Raw genomic sequence first — 22,718 nt, 5'->3', positions numbered from 1 at the left:
TCGAGATTTGCATGGCGGCGGGTGCCAAGGGCGACGTTCAGGCTGCCAGGTCCGTGAGGCGGGGTGGGTCGGCGCCCTCTTTACGGCAGGTTTCTGCGGCGACGTCGGAGGCGAAGGTCAAGGCTCTCATGAGAAGACCTGGATCGAGCCCGGGTAGCCGTCCGCCGAGGACGCCATCGGCGTGGAGGCGGTGGAGCAGTCCCGCGGTGAACGCGTCGCCCGCGCCGATGGTGTCGACGGGGGTGATCGGGCGAGCGGGCACCTGGTGGCGCTGTCCGTCGAGTGAGGCGTAGGCGCCGTCTGCTCCGCAGGTCACCACGACGAGGCGGACGCCGTGCGCATGCCATTCGTCGCACGCTTGGGGCAGGCTCACGCCGGGGCGTAGGAGAGCCAGGTCGTCAGAACTGAGACGGAACACATCGGCCACCGAGGTCCAGCCGGGCAGCAGTTCGCGGTAGCGCTCCGCGGAGACGATGCCGGGCCGGATGTTCGGGTCGATCGAGATGGTCGCGTTGACGCGCCGCTCTCGCAGCGTTTTCTCGATAAGAGGGCCGCTGGGTTCCAGGGCGAGGGCCAGGGAGCCGGCGTGGACGCAGACGGCCTCGAGAGGCACCGCACCGGCGAGTTCGCCGGCAGTCCATTGGAAGTCGGCAGTGCCGGTCGCATAAAAGGAGTATTGAGCGTGGCCTGCCTCGTCGACGGCGGTGATCGCCAGCGTCGACTGTTCGGCGGCGGTGACGAGGCGTGACAGGTCGACGTGGGAGTCGGCGAGGTGGGTGCGGAGCAGTTCGCCCAGCGGTCCGCGCGGAATCCGGCCGACGAAGGCGACGGGCGTGCCGAGCCTGCCGAGGGCGACGGCGGTGTTGGCGGGGCCGCCGCCGGGTCGCACCCGCAGGTCGAGTCCGCCCGGTGTGGGCTGCTGGGCGGGCATGAAGGTGTCCGCCACGGTCTCCCCGATGACCGAGATCATAGTTGGACGGCTCCAGTCATGATCGCGACAACGTCGGACATCGTGTGATCGGAGGGTCTGACGACGCCCGCGCGTTTACCGAGGCGTTGGATATGGATACGGTCGGCGATCTCGAATACGTGCGGCATGTTGTGGCTGATCAGCACGACCGGCAGGCCCCTGCCACGAACCCGCGCGATCAGTTCCAGTACCTGTGCGGACTCCTTGACCCCGAGCGCCGCGGTCGGCTCGTCCATGATGACCACATGGCTGGCCCACGCCGCGGCGCGGGCGACCGCGATGCCCTGGCGTTGCCCGCCCGACAGGTTCTCCACCGCGCCGGCCATCGACTGGAGGCCGATGTTGAGTTCGCTCATGTGGCGAGCGGATTCGGCACGCATCACGGGCTTGTCGAGCATCCGGAACACCGAGCCGAGCACGCCTTTGCGGCGCTTCTCCCGGCCCAGGTACAGGTTGGCGGCGATGTCGAGGGCGGGCGCGACGGCGAGGTTCTGATAGACCGTCTCGATGCCGAGGCGGCGGGCGTCGAGGGGCGACCGGAAGCTCACGCGCCGCCCGTCCAGGAAGATCTCGCCCTCGTCGGGCCGGGTCGCTCCGGTCAGCGCCTTGATCAGCGACGACTTGCCGGCGCCGTTGTCACCGATGACGGCGAGGACCTCGCCGGGCATCAGCTCGAAGTCGCATCCGTTGAGAGCGGTGACCGGGCCGTACCGCTGGATCAGCCCTTGAGCCTTGAGAACCGGTTCGCCGGTCATCGCCTGGACCTCTTCCTGGAGAGCTGGTCGACCGTGACGGCCAGGATGACGAGAATGCCGGTGATGAGGATCTGGTAGATCGACGGGACACCCATCAGCTGAAGACCGTTGCGGATGATGCCGACGAGCAGGGCGCCGATCAGTGTGCCGATGACGCGGCCGCGGCCGCCGAACAGGCTGGTGCCGCCGAGCACCACCGCGGTGATGGAGTCGAGGTTGTCGGTCTGGCCCGCCTGGGGGTCACCGACGCCGGTGCGGGCGATGAGCAGCAGCGCCGCGATTCCGTAGACGGCCCCCGCGACGGTGTAGACCGTCAGGAGCCGGCGCTCGACGGGGATGCCCGTGAGGCGGGCGGCCTCGGGCTCGTTGCCGACGGCGTACACATGCTGGCCCCAGGCCGTCTGGCCCAGGACGTACGCGAACACCAGGAACAGTACGATCATCAGCACCGACCCGTAGGTGACATCGGTGCCGCCGAGCGGGAAGGTGTTCCCGAGAGCGGTCAGCTCGGTCGGCAGCCCGCTGATGGTCTGCTCGTTGGAGTAGATGTGGGTGAGCGCGAACGCCACGTTGAGCACGCCGAGCGTCACGATGAACGGCGGCAGTGAGATCTTCGTGACGAGCAGCCCGTTGGCCAGTCCGAAGAGCGCGCAGACACCGATCCCCGCGGCGATGGCCAGCAGCGGCGGCCAGCCCGCGTCCACCGCGAGTTTGGCCATGAGGACGCCGCCGAACGCCATGATCGCGCCGCAGGCCAGATCGATCCCGGCGGTCAGGATGATCAGAGTCTGGCCGATGGCCAGGGTTCCGACGATCATTACTTGCTGGATCACCAGGGCGAGGTTGCCGCCTGACAGGAAGTTGTCGGACTGCGTGGCGAAGAAGACGCAGGCCAGGAACAGGGCCGCGAGCGGCCCGAACGTGGAACCAGACGGGACCACGAGCCGCGAGGACACGGCTCGCAGTCGACTGGCGACGAAGGACGTCACTGCGGTCAGCCCCAGCAGTTCTCAAGGCCGAAGGTGGTGTCCTTCGCGTCCACACCGGCGACGGACTGGTCGGTCACGAGAGTGACGCCCGTGTCGGTGTAGCCGGAGACCTTGACGCCCTCCTTGGCGAATTTGGCGACGGCGTTCACGCCCAGTGCCGCCATCTTCAACGGGTACTGCTGCGAGGTCGCGGCGATCTGCCCGTCCTTGACACCCTTGACGCCGGTGCAGCCGCCGTCGACGGAGACGACGAGAACCTTCTTCTCCAGGCCCTTGGCCTTCAGCGCGGTGTAGGCGCCGAGCGCGGCGGGCTCGTTGATCGTGTAGACGATGTTGAGGTCGGGCGCTTTTTGCAGGCAGTTCTCCATCGCGGTCTGGCCTTTGGCCTGGTCGCCACCGGTGTCGGCGGCGCACACGACCTCCTTGGAGGTGGCCGGGGCCGAGGCGGAGGCGTCAACCGCCGTGACGCCGAACCCCTTGAGGAACCCGTTGTGGCGCAGGGTGCCGACGCTGACGCCGGGTGCGAGGTCGAGCATCGCGATTTTTGGAGTCTGCCCGGCGGTCTTGGCCTTCGCGTACTGGCCGATCAGCTCGCCGGCCTTGAAGTTGTCGGTGGCGAACAGCGCGTCGGTGGCGTCCTGCGGGTCGGTGGGGGTGTCGAGCGCGACGACCAGGACGCCCTTGGCGCGGGCCTTCGCGATCGCCGGGATGATGGCCTTGGTGTCGCTGGGGGTGATGAGAATACCTTTGACGCCCGCCGCGACCATGTTCTCGATCGCGGTGACCTGGCCCTCGTTGTCGCCGTCGAACTTGCCGGCCGCGGTCATGAGGGAGAGGCCGTCGGCGGTCGCCTGCTTCTGGGCACCCTCCTTCATCTTCACGAAGAACGGGTTGGTCTGGGTCTTGGTGATCAGGCCGACCTTCGTGGTGCCACCCTGCTCGGTTTCGGATTTCCTCGATCCCTCACCACACGCGGTGGCGGCGAAAGCGAGGACTCCGATCAGGGCGAAGGTGAGGCCGCTGCGGATCATGTCAGTGCTCCTCTGGGATGTACCGGGGGTTACACCCCGATTGCGTGAGCGTTATCTTGCAGACGCGAAAACGCTCGCGCAAACGTTTGCGCAAAGATCGACTTCGAGGAACGAACATGGCCACAATGACTGATGTCGCACGTCAAGCCGGGGTTTCCGTCTCGACGGTGTCCCATGTGATCAACGGGACGCGGTTCGTCGCCGACGAGACCCGGCAACGGGTTCTGGCCGCCATCGAGTCGACCGGATACATCCAGAACGACATCGCGCGATCGCTCGTCACCTCCAGCACCAAGACGATCGGGCTGGCGATCTCGGCGATCTCCAACTTCTACTTCGCCGACCTGGTGGCGGCGCTGGAGGCGCAGGTCCGGCTGGCCGGATACACCCTTCTCCTGACCGACACGCACGACGACGCCGGTGAGGAACTCAAAGTGGTTCAGGCGCTGCACCAGCGGCGAGTGGACGGGATCCTGCTCGCGACCGAGGCACACGGCCCCGGGTCGCCGTCGCTGCGCTACCTCGACGAGTTGAACATCCCGACCGTGCTGGTCGATCGATGTGCCTCGACGCGGTTCGACCAGGTCGGAACCGAGAACGTGGAGTCCAGCGCCCACCTGGTGTTGCATCTGGCCCAGCTCGGGCACCGCAGAATCGGGATCATCGCCGGCCGCGGCACCCTGATCACGTCGGCGGAGCGGCTGAAGGGCTACCAGGTGGGCCTGGCCCGGGGCGGGCTGACCTTCGACCCCGGACTCGTCGGCAGCGGGCGGTCGAACGCCGCGGCCGCCGAGATCGCCGTCACCACCCTGCTGGAGCTGCCGGACCCGCCGACCGCCCTCTTCGTCGCCAACAACCATATGACCATCGGGGTGATGCGGGCACTCGATCGGCGCGGCGTCCGGGTACCGGAGGACATGGCGCTCACGGTGTTCGACGACTTCGAATGGGCATCGATCTTCCGGCCCCGGCTGACGGCGATCGCCCAGCCGATCCTCGAGATCGCGACCCACTCGGTGCGCCTGCTGGCCGAGCGGATCTCCGACCCCGACCAGCCGCCCCGCAGCGTCCGGCTCAAGCCCCGCCTCATGCACCGGGACTCCTGCGGCTGCGTCAGGTGACCTCCGCGCGTCGTACGGCGCGTTCATCCGCAGGTAACAGTTCGGAAACAGGGGCTTGCGAGACGTAGTTCACGTCCCCACTATGAAGAATCGTTTCAGTGAATCGATTCTTCAGGACTGGGATGACACGACCAAGGATCAAGGACGTCGCCAGGTTGGCAGGAGTCGGGACCACCACGGTCTCGGTGGTCCTGAACAACGTCGACGGTGTCCGGGTGGGCGCGGAGACGCGACAGCGGATCATCGACGCGGCCGAGCAGCTGGGATACACCTCCGATCCGATCGCCCGCAGTCTGCGCACCCGCAGAACCCAGACGATCGGGTTCGTCAGCGACGTGATAGCGACCACGCCGTTCGCCGGCCGCATGATCCAAGGCGCCCAGGAGACGGCCTGGCAGGCGGGTTACCTGCTGGTCCTGGTCAACACCGGCGGCGACCGGGACGTGCAGGAACGCACCGTGTCCGAGCTGCTCAAAAGGCAGGTCGACGGAGTGCTGTTCGCCACGATGTACCACCAGGAAGTCGAACTTCCCGCCGCCCTGGCGAAGGTCAAGACGGTTCTGCTGGATGCCAGCCCGCTCGGCACGGACCTGCCCCACGTGGTGCCCGACGAGCGCGGCGGAGCCCTGGCCGCGGTCGGTGAACTCATCTCGGCCGGGCACCGGCGCATCGGTTTCGCGACCGAGGCGTTGCCGGTTCCGGCGGCCGGTCGGCGGTTGGAGGGCTATGCCCAGGCACTGAAGCCGGCCGGTATCGCCTGGGATCCCGCTCTCGTGATCGCCGAGCACGGCGACACCGCCGGCGGCTACCGCGCCGCGCACCGCCTGCTCGCGCTCCCCGAGCCGCCGACGGCGATCTTCTGTTACAACGACCGGATGGCGATGGGCTGCTACCGTGCCGCGGCCGAACGGGGGGTGAGCATCCCCCGCGATCTCTCAGTGGTCGGCTACGACAACCAGGACCTCATCGCCCCCGAGCTGTTCCCCGCCCTCACGACCGTCGCGCTGCCCCACTACGAGATGGGCGCCTGGGCGGCACGCGCGTTGCTGGATCTGATCGAGGACAACCCTCGTGACGAAGACTCCCGGCACCTGATGCCCTGCCCGCTGATCAGGCGGGACTCGGTTGGTCCGCCGGCGCGCTGACACGCGTCGGCGGACCTTTACACAAACACCCCACGGCTGCGCCACAGCCGTAAAGCGGTCCTCGGCACGCCGGGGACTGAGAAGGAGACACCGTGAAGCGCACCCTCTTGGGCGGCATCCTATCCGCCGTCACCATGACGTCCTTAATCACCGGATGCGGATCGTCGGGCGACGCGGCGGACGACACCTCCGGCGGCGTCAAGACGCTGAAGCTCTGGACCCACTCGGCGGGCAACCCCGACGAGCTCGCGATCGTCCAGCGGATCATCGACGACTTCAACTCCTCCCAGCGGGAGTACAAGGTCACCTACGAGGCGTTCCCGCAGGGCGCCTACAACGACGCCGTGACCGGAGCCGCGGTCTCCGGCAAGCTGCCGTGCATCCTGGACGCCGACGGTCCCACGGTCCCCAACTGGGCCTGGGCCAAGTACCTGGCGCCGCTCGGCCTGCCGACTGCCACCACCGACAAGCTGCTACCGAGCACGGTCGGAAAGTTCAAGGACACCATCTACTCCGTCGGCCACTTCGACGCCGCGGTCGGGATCTACGGCCGCAGGTCCGTACTCGACAAGAACGACATCCGCATCCCGACGACCGACCGGCCGTGGACGCTGAAGGAGTTCGACGCCGCCCTCGTCAAGCTCAAGGCCGACTACGACTATGCCCTCGACCTGGGCACCGGCGGCGGCGGGGAGTGGTGGCCCTACGCCTTCTCCCCGCTGCTGCAGAGCTTCGGCGGCGACCTGATCGACCGCTCCTCGATGACCACCGCCGAGGGCAAGCTGAACGGCCCCGAGGCGGTCAAGTGGGGCGAATGGTGGCACAGCCTGTTCGAGAGGAAGCTGGCCAACCCGCACGAGGCCGCCGACCGCATCGCCTTCCTGAAGGGCAAGGCCGCGCTGGCCTGGAACGGCAACTGGGGTGCCGCCGACGCCCAGAAGGCGTTCGGCGACGACCTGCTGTTCCTGCCGCCGCCCGACCTGGGGGCCGGGCCGAAGATCGGCGGCGCCTCCTGGCAGTGGGCCATCACCGATTCCTGCAAGGACCAGGACGGCGCCCGCAAGTACCTGGAGTTCTCGCTGAACGCCAAGTACATCGCCCAGTTCTCCAACAAGATCGGCCTCATTCCGGCCACGGAGGAGGCCGCGGCGCTGACCGACAAGTACAGGACCGGTGGCGACCTGCGCGTCTTCGGTGACTTCTCCCGTCAGTTCGCGCTCGTCCGTCCGCCGACGCCCGCCTACCCGGCGATCTCCAGTGCGTTCGAGAAGGCGGCCCAGAACATCATGAACGGTGCCCCGGTCAAGACCACGCTCGATGCGGCCGTGGACCAGATCAACGCCGACATCGGCTCCAACGACAACTACGGGTTCTGACGGACCCGCCGGGGGTCCGTACCGGACCCCCGGCGAACGACCCCAAGGAGACCCCGTGGTCGTCACCACCCCGGCGCGCCGGGACGCGCCCGAAAAACCGGACCACCGCCGGGCGGCGAAACGGCGCCGAAGCGACGGATTCACCGCGTTCCTCATGACCGCGCCCGCCGTCGTTCTGCTCATCTTGTTCATCGCCGTGCCGGTCGTGCTGGCGTTCTACCTGTCCTTCACCAACTCCCGGCTCATATCCCCCGATCCGCCCAGGATGACCGGCACCCAGAACATCGGCAAGCTGCTGAGCGTCAGCGTTCTGGACCAGCACAAAGAGCCGGGCGCCACGGACTATCCGCCGGTCCGCGACTACACCAGGAAGGGGTCGGGCTATCCGCAGTACGAGGAGAAGTCCGTCCTGTTCACCTACGACTCCTCCGATGAGGACCGGACCGTGGTCCTGGCAGGTGACCCCACGTTCTGGAAGTCCCTGCGTAACACGTTCCTGTTCGCCCTCGTCGTCGTCCCGGTCCAAGGCGGTCTCGGCCTGCTGCTGGCACTGCTGGTGAACGCCAGGCTCCGCGGAATCCGGATCTTCCGCACGCTCTACTTCATGCCCGTCGTCACCTCCATGGTCGTGGTGTCGATCCTCTGGCGGTTCATGTACCAGCCGGACGGGCTGATCAACTCGATGCTCGGCACCCTCACGTTCGGGTCCTGGGACGCCGTCGACTGGCTGGGCAACGCGCAGACCGCGATGCCCGCCATCATGCTGATGTCGGTCTGGCAAGGCGTCGGCTTCCACATGGTCGTCTGGCTGGCCGGGCTCCAGACCATCCCGCCCGCACTGTACGAAGCCGCGAAGATCGACGGCGCCGCACGTCTCCAGTTGTTCCGGCACATCACCTGGCCCTGCCTGAGACCGACCCGGGTCTTCGTCATCGTGACCATCACGCTGGCGGCACTCGGCCTGTTCACCCAGATCGACGTCATGACCCAAGGTGGCCCCCTCGACGCCACCACCACCGTCGTCTATCACGCGGTCCGCAAGGGCTTCCGGGAGCAGCAGATCGGCTATGGCGCGGCCATCAGCCTCGTCTTCTTCCTCTTGGTGCTGGCCGTCAACCTGGTCCAGCGCCGCCTGCTGCGGGAAAGGACATGATCATGCGTAGGGCGCTCACCTACCTGCTCCTACTGCTGTTCGCCGTCGTCTTCTCCCTCCCCGTCGTGTTCATGCTCGTCTCCTCGCTCAAGCCCGACGACCAGATCTTCGGCGACCTGGGATCGGCCAGAGCGGTCCTGCCCGTCGGCGACGTCTCCCTCGACAACTACACGGCCGTGTTCGACAAGGTCCCGGCCACCCGATTCATGCTGAACTCGGTCATCGTCACAGCCTGCATCGTCCTGTTCGGGCTGCTGGTCAACAGCCTGGCAGGATTCGCCCTGGCCCGGCTGCGGTGGCGCTTCGGGCCGTTGATCCTCGGCATGGTCATCGCCACGCTCATCCTGCCGTTCGAGACGATCGCGGTACCGCTGCTGTTCTGGGCGTCCAAGCTGCCCTGGCTCACCGCCCACGGCCTGGAACTCGGCTGGCTGAACACCTACCGGGTACAGATCGTTCCGTTCATCGCGAACGGATTCTCGATCTTCCTGTTCCACCAGCACTTCAAACAGATTCCCGTGGAACTGGACGAGGCCGCACGTATCGACGGGTGCGGCTGGTTCACCATCTACCGGCGCGTGGCCATCCCGCTGTCCGGGCCGGTGGTCGCCACCGTCGCCCTGCTGACCGCGCTGCCCGCGTGGAACCAGTACCTGTGGCCTCTCATGACGGTTCAGGACGAGGACCTTCGCCCCGTACAGGTCGGCGTCCAGTACTTCTTCCAGCTCAAAATCGTCTGGGGCGAGGTCATGGCCTATTCATCCATGATCACTGTTCCCGTTCTCATTCTCTTCTTCGTCTTCCAACGCGCGTTCATGACGAGCATCGCCAGCACCGGACTGAAAGGCTGAAATGGCACTGCGGCTTTCCGACCACTGGGTCTGGGATATCTGGCTCGCCGATGACGGAACCGATTTCCACCTGTTCTTCCTGCGCGCCTCACGGGCGCTGCACGATCCCGGACGGCGCCACCATCGCGCCTCCATCGGGCACGCGGTCTCGACCGATCTGACCTCATGGAGCCTCCTTCCCGACGCACTGGTCGCCGCCGACCACGACGCGTGGGACGACCTGGCGACCTGGACCGGCTCGGTGGTGCGGGGACCGGAGAAATGGATGATGTACTACACCGGCGTGTCCCGGCACGAGAACGGCCTCATCCAGCGGATCGGCCTGGCCACCTCCGACGACATGATCACCTGGCACCGCCATCCCGGCAACCCGATCGCCGAAGCCGACTCCCGCTGGTACGAGAAACTGGATCCGGCCAGCTGGTTCGACGAGGCCTGGCGCGATCCATGGGTGTTCGCCGACCCCGGCGGCGACGGCTGGCACATGCTCGTCACCGCCCGCGCGGCCACCGGCCCGGCCGACGACCGCGGCGTCATCGGCCACCTGCGCAGCCATGACCTCACCGCCTGGGAGACAAAGCCTCCTCTCAGCGGCCCGTCGGGCTTCGGCCACCTGGAAGTCCCCCAGGTCGAGGTCGTCGACGGCCATCCCGTCCTGCTGTTCTCCTGCATGGAGGGCGAACTGGCCAACAGCAGGACCGACCGGGCCGGCGGAGTATGGTCCGCCCCGGGCTCCTCGGTGCTGGGCCCCTTCGACATCCAGAACGGCGCCCGCCTCATCGCCGACCGTTCCCTCTACAGCGGCCGGCTGATCCAGGACCGCGCCGGCGCTTGGCAGCTGCTCGGCTTCGTCAACAACGACGGCGACGGCTCCTTCGTCGGCGAGGTGTGCGATCCGATCCCGGTCACCTACGAGCCCGGAGCCGGCCTGGTCGGTACCGGCGTGACGGAGGCCGCCGTCCACTGACCCTCATGCCGTACGACAGTCAAATGACCGCCGGACCCTGAAAAAGGGGCATCGGCTGTTCAGGCACGGAAAAAGGCGCCGGTCGTAAATCATTGACCGGCGCCTTTTTCGTGTGCGCCGAGGCTTTGCGCAAAGAAGTGCGGCGAATAATTCCTCGACTTACTTTACGTGTGCGAATCAAACGTTAACCCGCATGACACATCGGGATCCCCCCACGTCGCCCGAAAGTGAGAAGAACCGTGAGACCACCCCACACCAGAGCGAGATCCAGAGCGGCGGCCGTCCTGGCGGCACTTGTCACAGTCCTCGGACTGGCCGTCGCCGTCCCCACTTCGACGGCGGGCGCGTCCGCCGCCGAAGTGACCAACCCCGACTTCGAGACCGGCGGCCTGTCGGGCTGGACGGCCACCGGCAACGCCTTCGCCGCCAGCACCGACAGCGGCTGGGGCTGGGGCTGCTGCTTCGGCCAGCACGGCACCTCTCACGTATGGGGATTCAAGGCGGGCGGTGACGCGGCGACCGGAACCTTGACCTCTTCGACGTTCACCCTGTCGGGCACCGGCCAGGTCGACTTCCTCGTCGGTGGCGGCAACAACGCCGACACCCTGTACGTCGCGCTCGTCAAGGCGTCCGACGGCAGCGTCCTGCGTAAGGCCACCGGTGCCGACAGCGAGACCTACCGCCGCGTCACCTGGGACGCCTCGGCCTACCTCGGCCAGGACCTGCAGATCCGCGTCGTCGACCAGGCCACCGCCGGCTGGGGCCACATCAACCTCGACGATGTCCACACCCACACGCCGGCGTCCCCTCCACCGGCCGGGCTGACCAACCCCGACTTCGAGACCGGCGACCTGTCGGGCTGGACCAAGACGGGCAGTGCCTTCGCGGTGAGCGCCGACAGCGGCTGGGGCTGGGGCTGCTGCTTCGGCCAGCACGGCACCTTCCACCTATGGGGGTTCAAGACCGGCGGGGACGCGGCCACCGGCACCCTCACCTCCGGCGCCTTCCGGCTGTCCGGTTCAGGGAAGGTCGACTTCCTCGTCGGTGGCGGCAACAACGCCGACACCCTGTACGTCGCGCTCGTCAAGGCGTCCGACGGCAGCGTCCTGCGTAAGGCCACCGGTGCCGACAGCGAGACCTACCGCCGCGTCACCTGGGACGCCTCGGCCTACCTCGGCCAGGACCTGCAGATCCGCGTCGTCGACCAGGCCACCGCCGGCTGGGGCCACATCAACCTCGACGACATTCGCCTCGACGGCGCGCCCGGCGACGGCGTCGTCGCTCACTGGCCGTTCGACGAGACCGCCGGCTCCACGGTGAAGGACACCGTCAGCGGCCGGAGCGACCCGGTCAACTACGTGTTCACCAACGCCAAGTACAAGCCGAACAGCGACCCGCTCTGGTACCAGCAGGAGCCGGCGGGCAAGAAGCTGTCACACGCGCTGATGTTCGACGGCTACTCCACCTGGGTCACCCGGCCCGGCTTCGCGGCACCGACCGACGCGATCACCGTCGAGGCGTGGGTCGCCCCCCGCGCGTTCGAGTGGGGGGACGAGGGCAAGCTCGAAGCGATCGTCAACCAGCAGGACCAGGCGGCCGGCCGCGGCTTCATCCTCGGTATCGGACGCCACGGTACCTGGGCGTTCCAGGCCTCGGTCGGGGGCTCCTGGCAGTCGGTGTGGGCCGACGCCGACGCTTCGCTGCCCGCCCGCCGCTGGTCCCATGTCGCCGCGACCTTCAACGCCGCCGACCACTCGATGAAGCTGTACCTCAACGGCCGCCAGGTCGGCAGCCGCACCGTCCCCGCCGGCACGATCACTCCTGATGGCGGCGACCTGGTCATCGGCAAGAACAATCGCGCCGCCGTGATCAACGGGCTGTTCCCCGTGAACACCGTCGCCGGCCTCATCGACGAGGTGAAGATATACGACAAGGCCCTCATCGGCACCGAGGTCACCGCCGCCTACGACGCGGTGCGCACCTCCTACGGCGACGGCAAGGTGCCCACCCCGGACCTGTCGATGAACCGGGCCCGCTACACCGGTGACAAGTACCGGCCGCAGTACCACTTCTCGGCTCCCGAGCACTGGATGAACGAACCCCACGCGCCGATCTTCCACAACGGCCAGTACCACCTGTTCTACCAGCAGAACCAGCACGGCCCGTTCTGGCACAACATCGGCTGGGGTCACCAGGTCAGCCCCGACATGGTGAACTGGCGCGACCTGCCGCCCGCCCTGGTCCCCACCGCCGGGTCGGTCGCCCCCGACGGGGTGTGGTCCGGCAGCGCCACCAAGGACGCGAACGGCAACCCCCTGCTGTACATCACCGCCGGAGACGACAGCGTCTATCCCAACCAGCGCACCGGTATCGCCCGCTGCGCCGCCCTTCCCTGCCAGCAGGACCTTCGCGACTGGAAGATGGACCCTGCCCCCGTCACCGTCCAGTCGCCCGCTCTCGACGTCGGTGCGGGCCGCAAGGTCAAGATGGGCGAGTTCCGCGACCCGTTCGTATGGCGCGAGGGCGGCACCTGGTTCCAGCTCGTCGCCTCCGGCGTCCAGACCACCGGCGGCGCCGATGTCGGCGGCACCGCCCTGCTCTACAGCTCCACCGACCAAACCACCTGGAAGTACGAAGGTCCGCTCATGGTCGGCGACATCGGGGCCCACCCCAAGACCGGCCAGGTCTGGGAACTGCCGGTCTTCCTGCCGCTCGGCGACAGCGGCAAGTACGTGTTCATGATCAACCCGCAGTGGTCGGGCGGCAGTCCCCACAACGTCAAGTACGTCTGGTACTGGATCGGTTCCTGGAACGCCGCGACGCGCAAGTTCACCCCGGACTCCACCGTGCCGAAGCTGTTCGACTACGGCGAGCACTTCACCGGACCCAGCGGGTTCGTCGACGAACAGGGCCGCTCGGTCGTGTTCAGCATCGCCCAGGACAAGCGCACCGAACAGGGCCACCACGATTCCGGCTGGGCGCACAACGCCGGTCTGCCGATGCGGGTCACCCTACGGCCCGACGGAGACCTCGGCGTCGCCCCGCTGCCCGAGATGGCCTCCCTGCACACCACCACCGCGCCGCTGGCCTCCCTCACCAACGTCACCGACCTGGCCGCCGCCAACCAGCAGCTCGGCGGCGTCAAGGGCGACATGCTCCACCTCCAGCTCACCATGTCGGCGACCACGGCGACCAAGTACGGCATCAAGGTCCGGCGCAGCCCGAACGGAGAGGAGGAGACGCTCCTGTCCTACGACCGGGGCGCCAAGACCTTCTGCGTCGACCGCACCCGCGCCGGCAGCGTGTCCAGCCTGTCCCCGGACCTGGGTGTGCAATGCGGCCCCGCCACCCTCGACGGTGACGTCCTCACCCTGGACGTGTTCCTCGACAAGTCCATGATCGAGGCCTACGCCGGCGGCAAGAAGAGCATCACCACCCGCGTGTACCCCGGCCGGGACGACTCTCTGGGCCTGGCCCTGTGGGCCGACGGCGGCGCGACCGTCCAGTCCCTGAAGGTCTGGGCCATGAAGCCCGCCTACTGATTCACCCACACCGATCTCCGCGGGGCGGGCCGGGATTTCCCGCCCGCCCCGCTCTATCTCCTAGGAGTTCCCCATGATCCTGCACGGACGACGTGCCGCGATGACCGCGTTCCTGGTCGCCGGTGCGCTGGTGGCCGGGCCGGCCACGTTCGCCGCCAACAGCGTCCACAACGTCTACAACGAGCCCTACCGCCCCCAGCTGCACTTCAGCCCGGCCAAGAACTGGATGAACGACCCCAACGGGCTCGTCTACCACAACGGCGAATACCACCTGTTCTACCAGTACAACCCACTGGGCGATCAGTGGGGCGAGATGTCCTGGGGCCACGCGGTCAGTACTGATTTGGTTCACTGGAAGGAGCTCGGTGTGGCCATCCCGGCCACCGAGAACGAGAAAATCTTCTCGGGAAGCGTCGTGGTGGACGAGAAGGACACCAGTGGGTTCGGTAAGGACGCGATGGTCGCGATCTACACCAGTTGGAACCCCGTGACGAACATCCAGTCCCAGGCCCTGGCCTACAGCCTCGACAACGGCCGCACCTTCACCAAGTACACCGGCAACCCCGTCATCGACCTCGCCTCCAAGGACTTCCGCGACCCGAAGGTCTTCTGGTACGGCGAAGGCCGCTACTGGGTCATGGCGGTGGCACTCGCCGCCGACAAGAAGATCCGCTTCTACCGGTCGGCCGACCTCAAGGCCTGGACTCAGCTCAGCGACTTCGGCCCGGCCAACTCCACCGCGGGCGCCTGGGAATGCCCTGACCTGTTCCAGGTACCCGTCGCTGGAAATCCCGCAAGGAAGAAGTGGGTGCTCGCGGTCAGCGTCGGCGGGGGCGCGATCGCCGGCGGCTCGGGCATGCAGTATTTCGTCGGCGACTTCGACGGCACTACCTTCACCGCCGAGAACGTCGTCGCCGACAGCGAACCCCCCGCCGGAACGGTCTTCACCGACTTCGAGAACACCTATGACGGCTGGGAGGTGACGAACGACTCAGACCATTCGCCCGGCCCCTTCGGTGACGCGCCGGCGCCGGGCACCCTTCCCGGGCAGAACGCCGTGTCCGGGTTCCGCGGCCATGGGCTGGTCAACGGATTCGTCGGCGGCGACGCACCGCAGGGCACCCTGACCTCGAAGCCCTTCACCATCGGCGAGGACTACATCAACCTGCTCGTCGGCGGCGGCAATCACCCCCACGTGGAGGGGACCGGCGACGGAACCGCACCGGCCGGCGACGTCATCGCCGATTTCGAGTTCCCCGACGGCACCACCTATGAGGACAACGGCTGGACCGCCACCGGCGGCCTCGCCGGCCAGCGGCCCGCCCAGGGCAGTCTGCCCGGCCAGAGCCCCGTCACCGGGTACCAGGGCGAGAAACTGGCCAGCACCTTCTACGACGTGGACCGCACCACGGGCACCCTCACCTCACCCGAGTTCCCCCTCACCAAGCCCTACCTCAACCTGCTGGTCGGTGGCGGCAATCATCCTTGGGGCACTCCAGGCGCGACCGCCGTCAATCTCCTCGTCGACGGAAAGGTCGTCAAGACCGCCACCGGAGGCGACTCCGAGTCGCTCAACTGGGCGTCCTGGGACGTCACCTCCCTTGCCGGGCAGGCGGCCCGGATCCAGATCGTCGACGACAACCCCGGCGGCTGGGGCCACTTCATGGTCGACCAGGTGGTTGCCGCCGACCAGCCCGTCCTGCCGCGTTCCACCGAGACCGCCGTCAATCTTCTGGTGGACGGTAAGGTGGTGCGGACCGCCACCGGCGAGAACGCCGAAGGCCTGGACTGGACCGCCTGGGACGTCCGCGACCTTGCCGGCAAGACCGCGCGGGTCCAGATCAACGACGCCAACTCCGGCGGCTGGGGGCACATCAACGTCGACCACATCATGTTCGCCCCCCAGCCCGCCCTCACCGGCAAGCAGCGCTACTCCTGGGCCGACTACGGCAAGGACTTCTACGCCGCCATCACCTTCGACAACGCTCCCGGCCACGAACCCGTCTGGCTCGGCTGGATGAACAACTGGGAATACGCCTCAGGCGTGCCCACCGCACCCTGGCGCGGTGCCCAGAGCCTCCCCCGCCGGCTCACCCTGAGCCGGATCGACGGTCAGTGGCGAATGGTCCAGCAACCCGCCCACTCGGTGCGCACCCTGCGCACCGGCAACGCCCAGGTCATCCGCAAAAGGACCACCACCAGCGGAACCGCTGACCTGCCCCTCCGCGGCACCACCATGGAGATCGAAGCCGAATTCAAGCTCGGAACCGCCGAGCGCTTCGGCCTCATCGTCCGCAGTGGCGCCAACGGCCAAGGCACCAAGATCGGGTACGATCGGACCACCGGCCGCCTCTACGTCGACCGCACCGCCTCCGGCGTCGCCGCAGGACCCACCTTCGCCGGTATCCAGTCCGGCCCTCTGCGAACCCATGACGGTAAGGTCAGTTTCACGCTCTACCTCGACACATCCTCCGTCGAGGTGTTCGGCGGCCAGGGCGAAACCGTCATCACCGACCAGATCTTCCCTGATGCCGCCAGCGACGGTCTGAAGACCTACGCCGAAAACGGCTCTGCCCAGCTCCTCACCCTCAAAGCGTGGAAGCTGAACTCCATCTGGCACTGACCGCCCATCCGGCGGACATCCCTGACCAGACATGTCGGCTCCCTGTTTCACCGGGGAGCAGACAGTGGACGCGGGCTGGCTCACTACGTCAGCCCTGCGATCTCGTGTCGGTGAGCCTGGCGCCCGGGGCACCCGACGGGCCATGAGGAGGCAAGGCGGATGAGGTCATAAAGGTCAACCGCGGGCTGGGTCTGTCCAGTTAACGTGTATCTCGGTTTTGATGGTTCTATCGGGAGGTCAGGATCAGACGACCTTCGAAGGTGATCGCGAAGGCTTCAGGGCGGCCTTCCACCGGGTGACCCAGCGTTTGCGGCCCTTACCGGTCGGGTCCAGGCTCATGACAGCCATGTAGACGCACTTGAGCGCGGCCTGCTCGTCCGGGAAGTGGTGGCTCGAAGCCGGCGTCTCGATCTCGCGGAACGGTGATCCCCACCGGGCCGACATCGGTCAGACCGTCTTGGCCCGGGTGCCATTGCGGGAGTTACCCGCTCCATGACCGCCGGATCGTGCTTGTCGTAGCCCAGATGGTCGGTGATCTCACCTTCCAGCGCCGACTCCGGCGCCAGCTTGGTCAGCCGGCCCAGCAGCCTGTCTTGGCCATAGACCTCATCAGCGGTCACCCAGCCGAACGGCACACCCGCCGTCACGGCCCTTTCGATCATCATGCGGGCCGGTGCCGGTTTGGTGGCGAAAGCCACCTCGTCGCCGATACCGGCGGCCCGGCACCGGAGCCGGTCCTCGGTCCACTCCTTGGGCGGGTACAACTCCCGGTCGATCAATGCCCGTCCCCGGTCGCAGGCGTAGGCGAGGAACACGCCGATCTGGCGGTTGTCGAACCGGCCGGCAGTGCCGGAGTACTGACGGGCCACTCCGGCCGAGCGCACACCTTTCTTAAGGAAAAAGGAAACCGGTCTCATCGACCACAAGCACCCCGCCACGGGCATCACCCAGGACCTCGACCACGCTTTGGTGCACGTCATCGCGCAGCCCATCGCTGTCCCAGGCATAGAAGTTCGGCAATCGCTGCATGCGCTCCGGGCCCGCCTGCCCAGCCGCCTCGGCCAGCGTCCAGCCGTTCTTACGCTCACTCTCACCGAGCAGGCCTCGTACATGGGAGCGCATCTACCGACGCGCTTCCACCCGCGGGAATCGGCCCGCGAACCGGCCGAGAAACGCCGTGAATCCCGCTGACCATCCAGCTACCGTCTCCGCCGGCATGACGGGATCATCCATTACAGGACCTGAGATCTCAACCTGTCGTTGTCGTACTAAGACCGGCGGCCCCCGGCGTGGCAAGCAGTCCACAACGTCATCACGGTAAGCAGAAGCTCCCCGTGAGTGAGCTGACCGACCTGTGGTTGACGGTTGTGGCCGTTGATCTGCTCTCAGGTCCCCGCTCCTATGGCTCCGGTCCCGATCAGAGGAGTTCGCCGACGAGGGCGGCGAACTCCTCAGGGCCGACGATCCGTACGCCCAGGCTCTCGGCCTTGGCCCGCTTGGAGCCCGCCTTCTCCCCGGCCACCAGCAGCGACGTCTTGGCCGAGACGCTGGAGGAGGACCTGCCTCCGGCGCGTTCGATCAGCTCGTTCATCTGGTTGCGGGTCAGCGCCTCCAGCGCTCCGCTCATCGCACCGGTGACCACGACGGACATCCCGGCCAGCGGCAGCTCGGACACGTCGCTCGCCTCGGCGTCGGTGTCAGGGCCGCCGGTGTCAGGGCCGGGGGCGGCGGGTGGGGTCCAGCCGGGCTCGGTCATGGTGACCCCGGCCGCCACCAGCTTGTCGATCAGCGGCGCCAGCTCGACCAGCTCGGCCACCACCACCGGCGCCTTCTCCGGGCCGATGCCCTCCACCGCCTGGATCGCCTCGGCGTCGGCCGCGCGGATGGCGTCCATGCTGCCGAAGTGCCGGGCGATGCGCCGGCTCATGGAGCGGCCGGTGCCGCGCACGCCCAGCGCGCAGAACACCCTGCTGAGCGGTTGGGCCTTGGCCCGCCCGAGGGCGGCGAGCAGGTTGTCGGTGCTGGTCTCGCCCATCCGCTCCAGGCTCAGCACCTGCTCGCGGGTCAGGGAGAACAGGTCGGCGAAGTCGGCGATCAGCCCGGCGTCCAGCATCTGCTCGATGCGGCTCGTGGCGAGCCCCTCGATGTCGAGCTGGTCGCGGCCGGCGGCGTAGGTGATGGAGGCGATCGCCCGGCAGGTGCGGCCGCGCACGCACCGCCACCGCTCCTGCGAGGAGTCGATGGCGTCGCCGCAGCTCGGGCAGACCTGCGGGATCGCGATCGGCCGCTCGTCGCCGGTGCGCAGGTGCACGACCGGGGCCTCGACCCGGGGGATCACGTCACCGGCCTTGTAGACGACCACCAAATCACCGAGCATCAGGCCCCGGCGGGTGATGTCGGCGACGTTGTGCAGGGTGGCGTAGGTGACGACGCTGCCGTCGAGCTCGACCGGCTCCAGCACCGCGCGCGGGGCGATGACGCCGGTACGGCCGGTGTTCCACTCGACGCCGATCAACTTGGTGATCTTCTCGGTGGCGGGCAGCTTGTAGGCGATCGCCCATCGGGGCGCGCGCGTGCCGAAGCCGGCCTGCGCCTGGTCGGCGGCGAGATCGCACTTGATCACGATGCCGTCGATGCCGAAGGGCAGCTCGGCCCGCTTGGCGGCGATCTGCTCGACCCGCTCCTGGATCTGCTCCAGGGTGGTGGCGACGATCCCGCCGACGTCGGTGACGGCGGGGGTCTGCGCCCCCTGAGCGGCGACCCACGCCATGACCTCGCTGTGCGGCAGCTCGCGCAGCCGCACGGCCTGCTCGGAGGTGTCATCGGGGCGTGACAGCGCGCCGTACCCGAAGAACGTCAGCTCGCACACGTACGGCCGGTCCTGAGCGCGCAGCGTGCCGGCCGCGGCGCTGCGCGGGTTGGCGAACGTGGTGCCGTCGTGCGCCTGGCGCTTGAGGCACGCCTGCTCGAACTGCTCGGCGGTCATCATCACCTCACCGCGCAGCTCCACCGTGACCGGCTCGGCCAGCCTGGCGGGCAGCCCCACGATGGTGCCGATCGCGTGGCTCACGTCCTCACCCGCGACGCCGTCACCCCGGGTGACCAGCTGCGCCAGCCGCCCGCCGCGATAACGCGCGGTGATCGCCAGCCCGTCGAGCTTCGGCTCCACGCTCCACCGCGTGACCGGCCGGCCCAGCCTGCGCTCCAGCGACGCGGCCCAGTCGGCCAGCTGCTGGGCGCCGAAGACGTTGTCCAGGCTCAGCATCGGCACCGTGTGCGGCACGTCGCCGACCACCGCGCCACCGGCCACCTTGCCCGTCGGCGAGGACGGCAGCACCTCGTCGGGATGCTCGTCCTCATACGCCTGGATGCCCCGGACCAGCCGGTCGTAGGCGTCGTCGTCCAAAGTGGAGGTGCCGTCTCCGTAATAGGCGGCAGCGGCGTCCAGGGCGAGCTGAACGGCTTCGGTATAGGCGCTCTGATCAGCAAGGAGAGTGCTGGGGGGTGCGTCGGTCATGATCCCATCATCGCGTCCGGCACCGACAATTTTCGGCCCCCGGGACGCGACCCCGAGCCGGACCGTCCCTCCCGAGCGCGGCCTCCGACGAGGGGCCGCACCGGGTGGTTCGTCGCACCGACTCATCATCAGGGTCTGGTTGGCGATGGCACCGGCTTCGAGAAGAAGGGTCTGTGTTCGACTGAGGTGCAACGCCCTTACATCGGCACCGTCGAGAAGATCACCAACTGCCGGATCGGGGTGTTTCTCGGCTACCCCACATCCTGCGGACACGCGCTGGTGGAATGCCGCGGTTCTCCACTCGCCACCGGTATCCGGTCTTGCGGGTGATCCCCATGGCCCGGCAGGCCTCGACTGTCCCGATGCCCCACAGCAGCAGCTGTCAGTGCAACGACTTCACACCCGACTTCCGGCTCGATCCTCTCCTAGCCATCAGCACGCCCCTCATCTGTCAGATGTGTTGCGACAAGCGCTAGAACCCAGGTGGCGATAGAAGTCAGAATTCAAAACGTCGTTGACGCCCATCGCCTATAACCATCAGTTCCAGTGCCCCCTGTGGGCGCCGTCGGTCCGCGGTGGGCGCAACCGCGCTATCTACGCTGTAGTTCGGGCCAGGTCGAGGACCTCATGCGGGGAAACCTCGTGATCCCAGGGAATGGCTAGGGTCTGTCAATCAAACGGCTCTGTCTCTCTTTCGGTTCTGTCTCTCTTTCGGTGGTGGCGGAGCGTGTTGCTATTCCAGGAGGGTCCGGTGGCGGAGTAGCGCGAATCCGGCGCGGCCGTGCATCTGGCGCAGGATGCGTTTGGTCCTGGTGTTCACGCCTTCGGTGCCGCCGTTGTGGTGGGGCAGGGTGACAGCCGCGCGGACGGCATCGCGGTCCTGGTCAAGGCCGCGGGTGAAGGCATGCGGGTGGGGTAGGTCGGCGGCGCGGGCGGCGGTGATCCACGTGTCGAGACGGTCGGCGTTGCCTTCGCGCGGCCGGAGCAGGTCGGCGAAAGCGCGCACCGGCCCGGCCACGTCGATCATCTCGGGGCAGGCGGCGGTGAGCTCGTCACGCAGGCGCTGCTGCTTGCCGGTGAGGTTACCGGGTCGGGTGAGCAGGAGCCGGGCCAGGTGTCGCGATGAGATGGGCAAGCGGTCGGCTTCGACTCGACCCTGGGTGATGTAGCGGTAAAGAAGGTTGAAGCTGCCCCGATAGCCAAGGTTCTTGATCTCGCCGAGCAGGTCGTGGACGTGGTGCCAGCGCTCGCGAGTGGTTTGTGCACGCTTACCGTTTTGCAGGGGCACTCCGGTCGTGGCCCAGCAGGCGCTGTGCGCGGCGACTTCCTTCAGCACGGCGTCGCCGAGGTTGTGCCACAGGTGCCAGCGGTCGGTGACCTGGATGGCTTGTGGGAGGGCGCGGCGAATCGCTTCGGCGTAGGCGCCGGAGCCGTCTCGACACACGAGCTGTACTCCGGGATGGACCCGAAGCCAGGCTTCCAGCGTGTCGGCGGTGCGGTCGACTAAGACCGTGTCCTATGTGGTGAGTCGGACGTTAGCGAGGCATGGGAAGGAACACATGGGGGTGGATCGTCCCGGACGGATTATGGGAGATCGCCCGGCCGCTGCTGCCGCCGACGCGGATGCGTCCGCAGGGCGGCGGACGCAGAACACACCTGATGAAGCGGTGGTCGCGGCCATTGTCTACGTCTTGGTGAGCGGGTGTGCGTGGCGGGCTCTGCCACCGTGTTTCGGGATCTCGAAGTCCACCGCGCACCGTCGGTTCCTGATCTGGTCGCGAGCCGGGGTATGGAGCAAGCTGCACCAGGTCGTGCTCGACAAGCTGGCCGCGGCCGATCTGCTGGATCTGTCCCGCGTCGTGCTGGACTCCGCCCACGTGCGGACGAAAAAGGGGGCGACCATACAGGTCCGAGCCCCGTGGACCGAGGAAAACCGGGTTCGAAGATGCACATCCTGTCCGACCGGTCCGGACTGCCCCTCGTGGTCGGTGTCTCATCTGGTAACACTCACGACAGCGAGGGCCTCAAGCCCATGGTGACCGAGCTCCACATGAGACACGACCCTCGTCAGGGCCGTCCCATCAAGCCCGGCAAGCTCCACGCGGACAAGGCCTATGACCGCGATGACCTGCGCCGATGGCTGCGCGGCAAGCGCATCGCCGTCCGTATCGCACGCAAGGGCATCGAGTCCGGCCAGCGATTAGGCCGGCATCGCTGGGTGATCGAACGGACCATGTCCTGGCTGACCGGCTATCGACGACTCACCATCCGCTACGAACGCTACTCCGGCAACTATCCGGCCCTTCTCGGCCTCGCTGCTGCCCTGTGCTGCTACAAGCGGCTCGTCCGACTCACCACATAGGACACGGTCTAAGAACCGCGAGAAAACAGGAAAGCACCCGCGATCCCCGACGAAGCCCCGGCCCAGCTGCCGCGCGGCAGCAGATCGCCCCGCTGATCGTTCAGATCAGCTCCGCTGGAGGCGACCCTGCGCGACTGGCGGGCCCGCCAGTCCGTCCGGGGGCCCGCGGCATGCTCAAGGGCGCCGCCGGCCTGGACGCGTACCTCTGCGCCCGCGAACCCTGAGGCCGAGCCACGTCCACCACGGGAACCAGCGTGGCCACGGAAGGAAGCCAGGCCCGAGTGCCGGGGCACTTCAGCCAGATCTATAGCGCTTC

General features: G+C 67.6%; 13 protein-coding genes and 6 pseudogenes. 11 read left to right on the top strand and 8 right to left on the bottom strand.

The window, feature by feature from the left end:
* Positions 1 to 37 precede the first annotated feature (37 nt).
* The 4 genes from ACTOQ3_RS38045 to ACTOQ3_RS38030 are packed head-to-tail and all read right to left on the bottom strand — an operon-like array spanning position 38 to position 3,745.
* Positions 38 to 970 (bottom strand): carbohydrate kinase family protein, encoded by a 933-nt coding sequence (locus tag ACTOQ3_RS38045; RefSeq protein ID WP_440088499.1) that lies wholly within the window; start codon positions 968 to 970, stop codon positions 38 to 40.
* Positions 967 to 1,725 (bottom strand): ATP-binding cassette domain-containing protein, encoded by a 759-nt coding sequence (locus tag ACTOQ3_RS38040; RefSeq protein WP_440088497.1) that lies wholly within the window; start codon positions 1,723 to 1,725, stop codon positions 967 to 969. Before ACTOQ3_RS38040 ends, ACTOQ3_RS38045 begins: the two co-directional genes overlap by 4 nt.
* A complete protein-coding gene (locus tag ACTOQ3_RS38035) occupies positions 1,722 to 2,681 on the bottom strand; it encodes an ABC transporter permease (protein ID WP_440088495.1) in 960 nt (319 codons plus the stop codon). Before ACTOQ3_RS38035 ends, ACTOQ3_RS38040 begins: the two co-directional genes overlap by 4 nt.
* A 38-nt stretch (positions 2,682 to 2,719) precedes the next feature.
* A complete protein-coding gene (locus tag ACTOQ3_RS38030) occupies positions 2,720 to 3,745 on the bottom strand; it encodes a sugar ABC transporter substrate-binding protein (RefSeq protein WP_440088494.1) in 1,026 nt (341 codons plus the stop codon).
* Between the two features lie 17 nt (positions 3,746 to 3,762).
* Between ACTOQ3_RS38030 and ACTOQ3_RS38025 the strand changes: the two genes are divergently transcribed.
* From ACTOQ3_RS38025 to ACTOQ3_RS37985, 9 genes and pseudogenes are all read left to right on the top strand, one after another.
* The gene (locus ACTOQ3_RS38025; RefSeq protein ID WP_440088493.1) at positions 3,763 to 4,866 is read left to right on the top strand and encodes a LacI family DNA-binding transcriptional regulator; all 1,104 of its coding nucleotides are present in this window, start codon (positions 3,763 to 3,765) and stop codon (positions 4,864 to 4,866) included.
* A gap of 122 nt (positions 4,867 to 4,988) precedes the next feature.
* On the top strand, positions 4,989 to 6,011 hold the full coding sequence (locus ACTOQ3_RS38020) for a LacI family DNA-binding transcriptional regulator (RefSeq protein ID WP_440088492.1): 1,023 nt from the start codon (positions 4,989 to 4,991) through the stop codon (positions 6,009 to 6,011).
* Positions 6,012 to 6,103: 92 nt separating this feature from the next.
* The gene (locus tag ACTOQ3_RS38015; RefSeq protein WP_440088490.1) at positions 6,104 to 7,387 is read left to right on the top strand and encodes a sugar ABC transporter substrate-binding protein; all 1,284 of its coding nucleotides are present in this window, start codon (positions 6,104 to 6,106) and stop codon (positions 7,385 to 7,387) included.
* 55 nt (positions 7,388 to 7,442) lie between these two features.
* On the top strand, positions 7,443 to 8,540 hold the full coding sequence (locus ACTOQ3_RS38010; RefSeq protein ID WP_440088489.1) for a carbohydrate ABC transporter permease: 1,098 nt from the start codon (positions 7,443 to 7,445) through the stop codon (positions 8,538 to 8,540).
* Positions 8,541 to 8,542: 2 nt separating this feature from the next.
* Positions 8,543 to 9,391, top strand: a complete 849-nt coding sequence (locus ACTOQ3_RS38005) for a carbohydrate ABC transporter permease (RefSeq protein ID WP_440088487.1) — start codon at positions 8,543 to 8,545, stop codon at positions 9,389 to 9,391.
* A gap of 1 nt (position 9,392) precedes the next feature.
* Positions 9,393 to 10,358 (top strand): hypothetical protein, encoded by a 966-nt coding sequence (locus tag ACTOQ3_RS38000; RefSeq protein WP_440088486.1) that lies wholly within the window; start codon positions 9,393 to 9,395, stop codon positions 10,356 to 10,358.
* 239 nt (positions 10,359 to 10,597) lie between these two features.
* On the top strand, positions 10,598 to 13,900 hold the full coding sequence (locus ACTOQ3_RS37995; protein WP_440088484.1) for a GH32 C-terminal domain-containing protein: 3,303 nt from the start codon (positions 10,598 to 10,600) through the stop codon (positions 13,898 to 13,900).
* A 73-nt stretch (positions 13,901 to 13,973) separates the two neighbouring features.
* Positions 13,974 to 16,025, top strand: a pseudogene (locus ACTOQ3_RS37990) (hypothetical protein); the annotation flags it as partial.
* Between the two features lie 30 nt (positions 16,026 to 16,055).
* Positions 16,056 to 16,523 carry a GH32 C-terminal domain-containing protein gene (locus ACTOQ3_RS37985; protein WP_440088527.1) on the top strand — a complete coding sequence of 156 codons (468 nt, stop codon included), beginning with the start codon at positions 16,056 to 16,058 and terminating at the stop codon, positions 16,521 to 16,523.
* 226 nt (positions 16,524 to 16,749) lie between these two features.
* Here ACTOQ3_RS37985 and ACTOQ3_RS37980 read toward each other — a convergent pair.
* The 3 genes and pseudogenes from ACTOQ3_RS37980 to ligA all read right to left on the bottom strand — a co-directional run.
* Positions 16,750 to 16,910: pseudogene (locus ACTOQ3_RS37980) on the bottom strand (IS256 family transposase); the annotation flags it as partial.
* A gap of 203 nt (positions 16,911 to 17,113) precedes the next feature.
* Positions 17,114 to 17,645, bottom strand: a pseudogene (locus ACTOQ3_RS37975) (IS701 family transposase); the annotation flags it as partial.
* Between the two features lie 295 nt (positions 17,646 to 17,940).
* Positions 17,941 to 20,040, bottom strand: a complete 2,100-nt coding sequence (gene ligA, locus ACTOQ3_RS37970; protein ID WP_440088482.1) for an NAD-dependent DNA ligase LigA — start codon at positions 20,038 to 20,040, stop codon at positions 17,941 to 17,943.
* A gap of 135 nt (positions 20,041 to 20,175) precedes the next feature.
* Here ligA and ACTOQ3_RS37965 point away from each other — a divergent pair.
* Positions 20,176 to 20,325: pseudogene (locus ACTOQ3_RS37965) on the top strand (transposase); the annotation flags it as partial.
* A gap of 448 nt (positions 20,326 to 20,773) precedes the next feature.
* On the opposite strand, the pseudogene ACTOQ3_RS37960 reads toward ACTOQ3_RS37965, so the two are convergent.
* Positions 20,774 to 21,550, bottom strand: a pseudogene (locus ACTOQ3_RS37960) (ISL3 family transposase); the annotation flags it as partial.
* 35 nt (positions 21,551 to 21,585) lie between these two features.
* Here ACTOQ3_RS37960 and ACTOQ3_RS37955 point away from each other — a divergent pair.
* Positions 21,586 to 22,402, top strand: a pseudogene (locus ACTOQ3_RS37955) (IS5 family transposase).
* Positions 22,403 to 22,718: the final 316 nt, after the last annotated feature.

The organism is Streptosporangium sp. LJ11 (genome assembly GCF_051918945.1).
Taxonomy (GTDB): Bacteria; Actinomycetota; Actinomycetes; order Streptosporangiales; family Streptosporangiaceae; genus Streptosporangium.
Note: the sequence above shows the minus strand (reverse complement) of the source record. Positions and strands in the feature narration are given on the sequence as shown.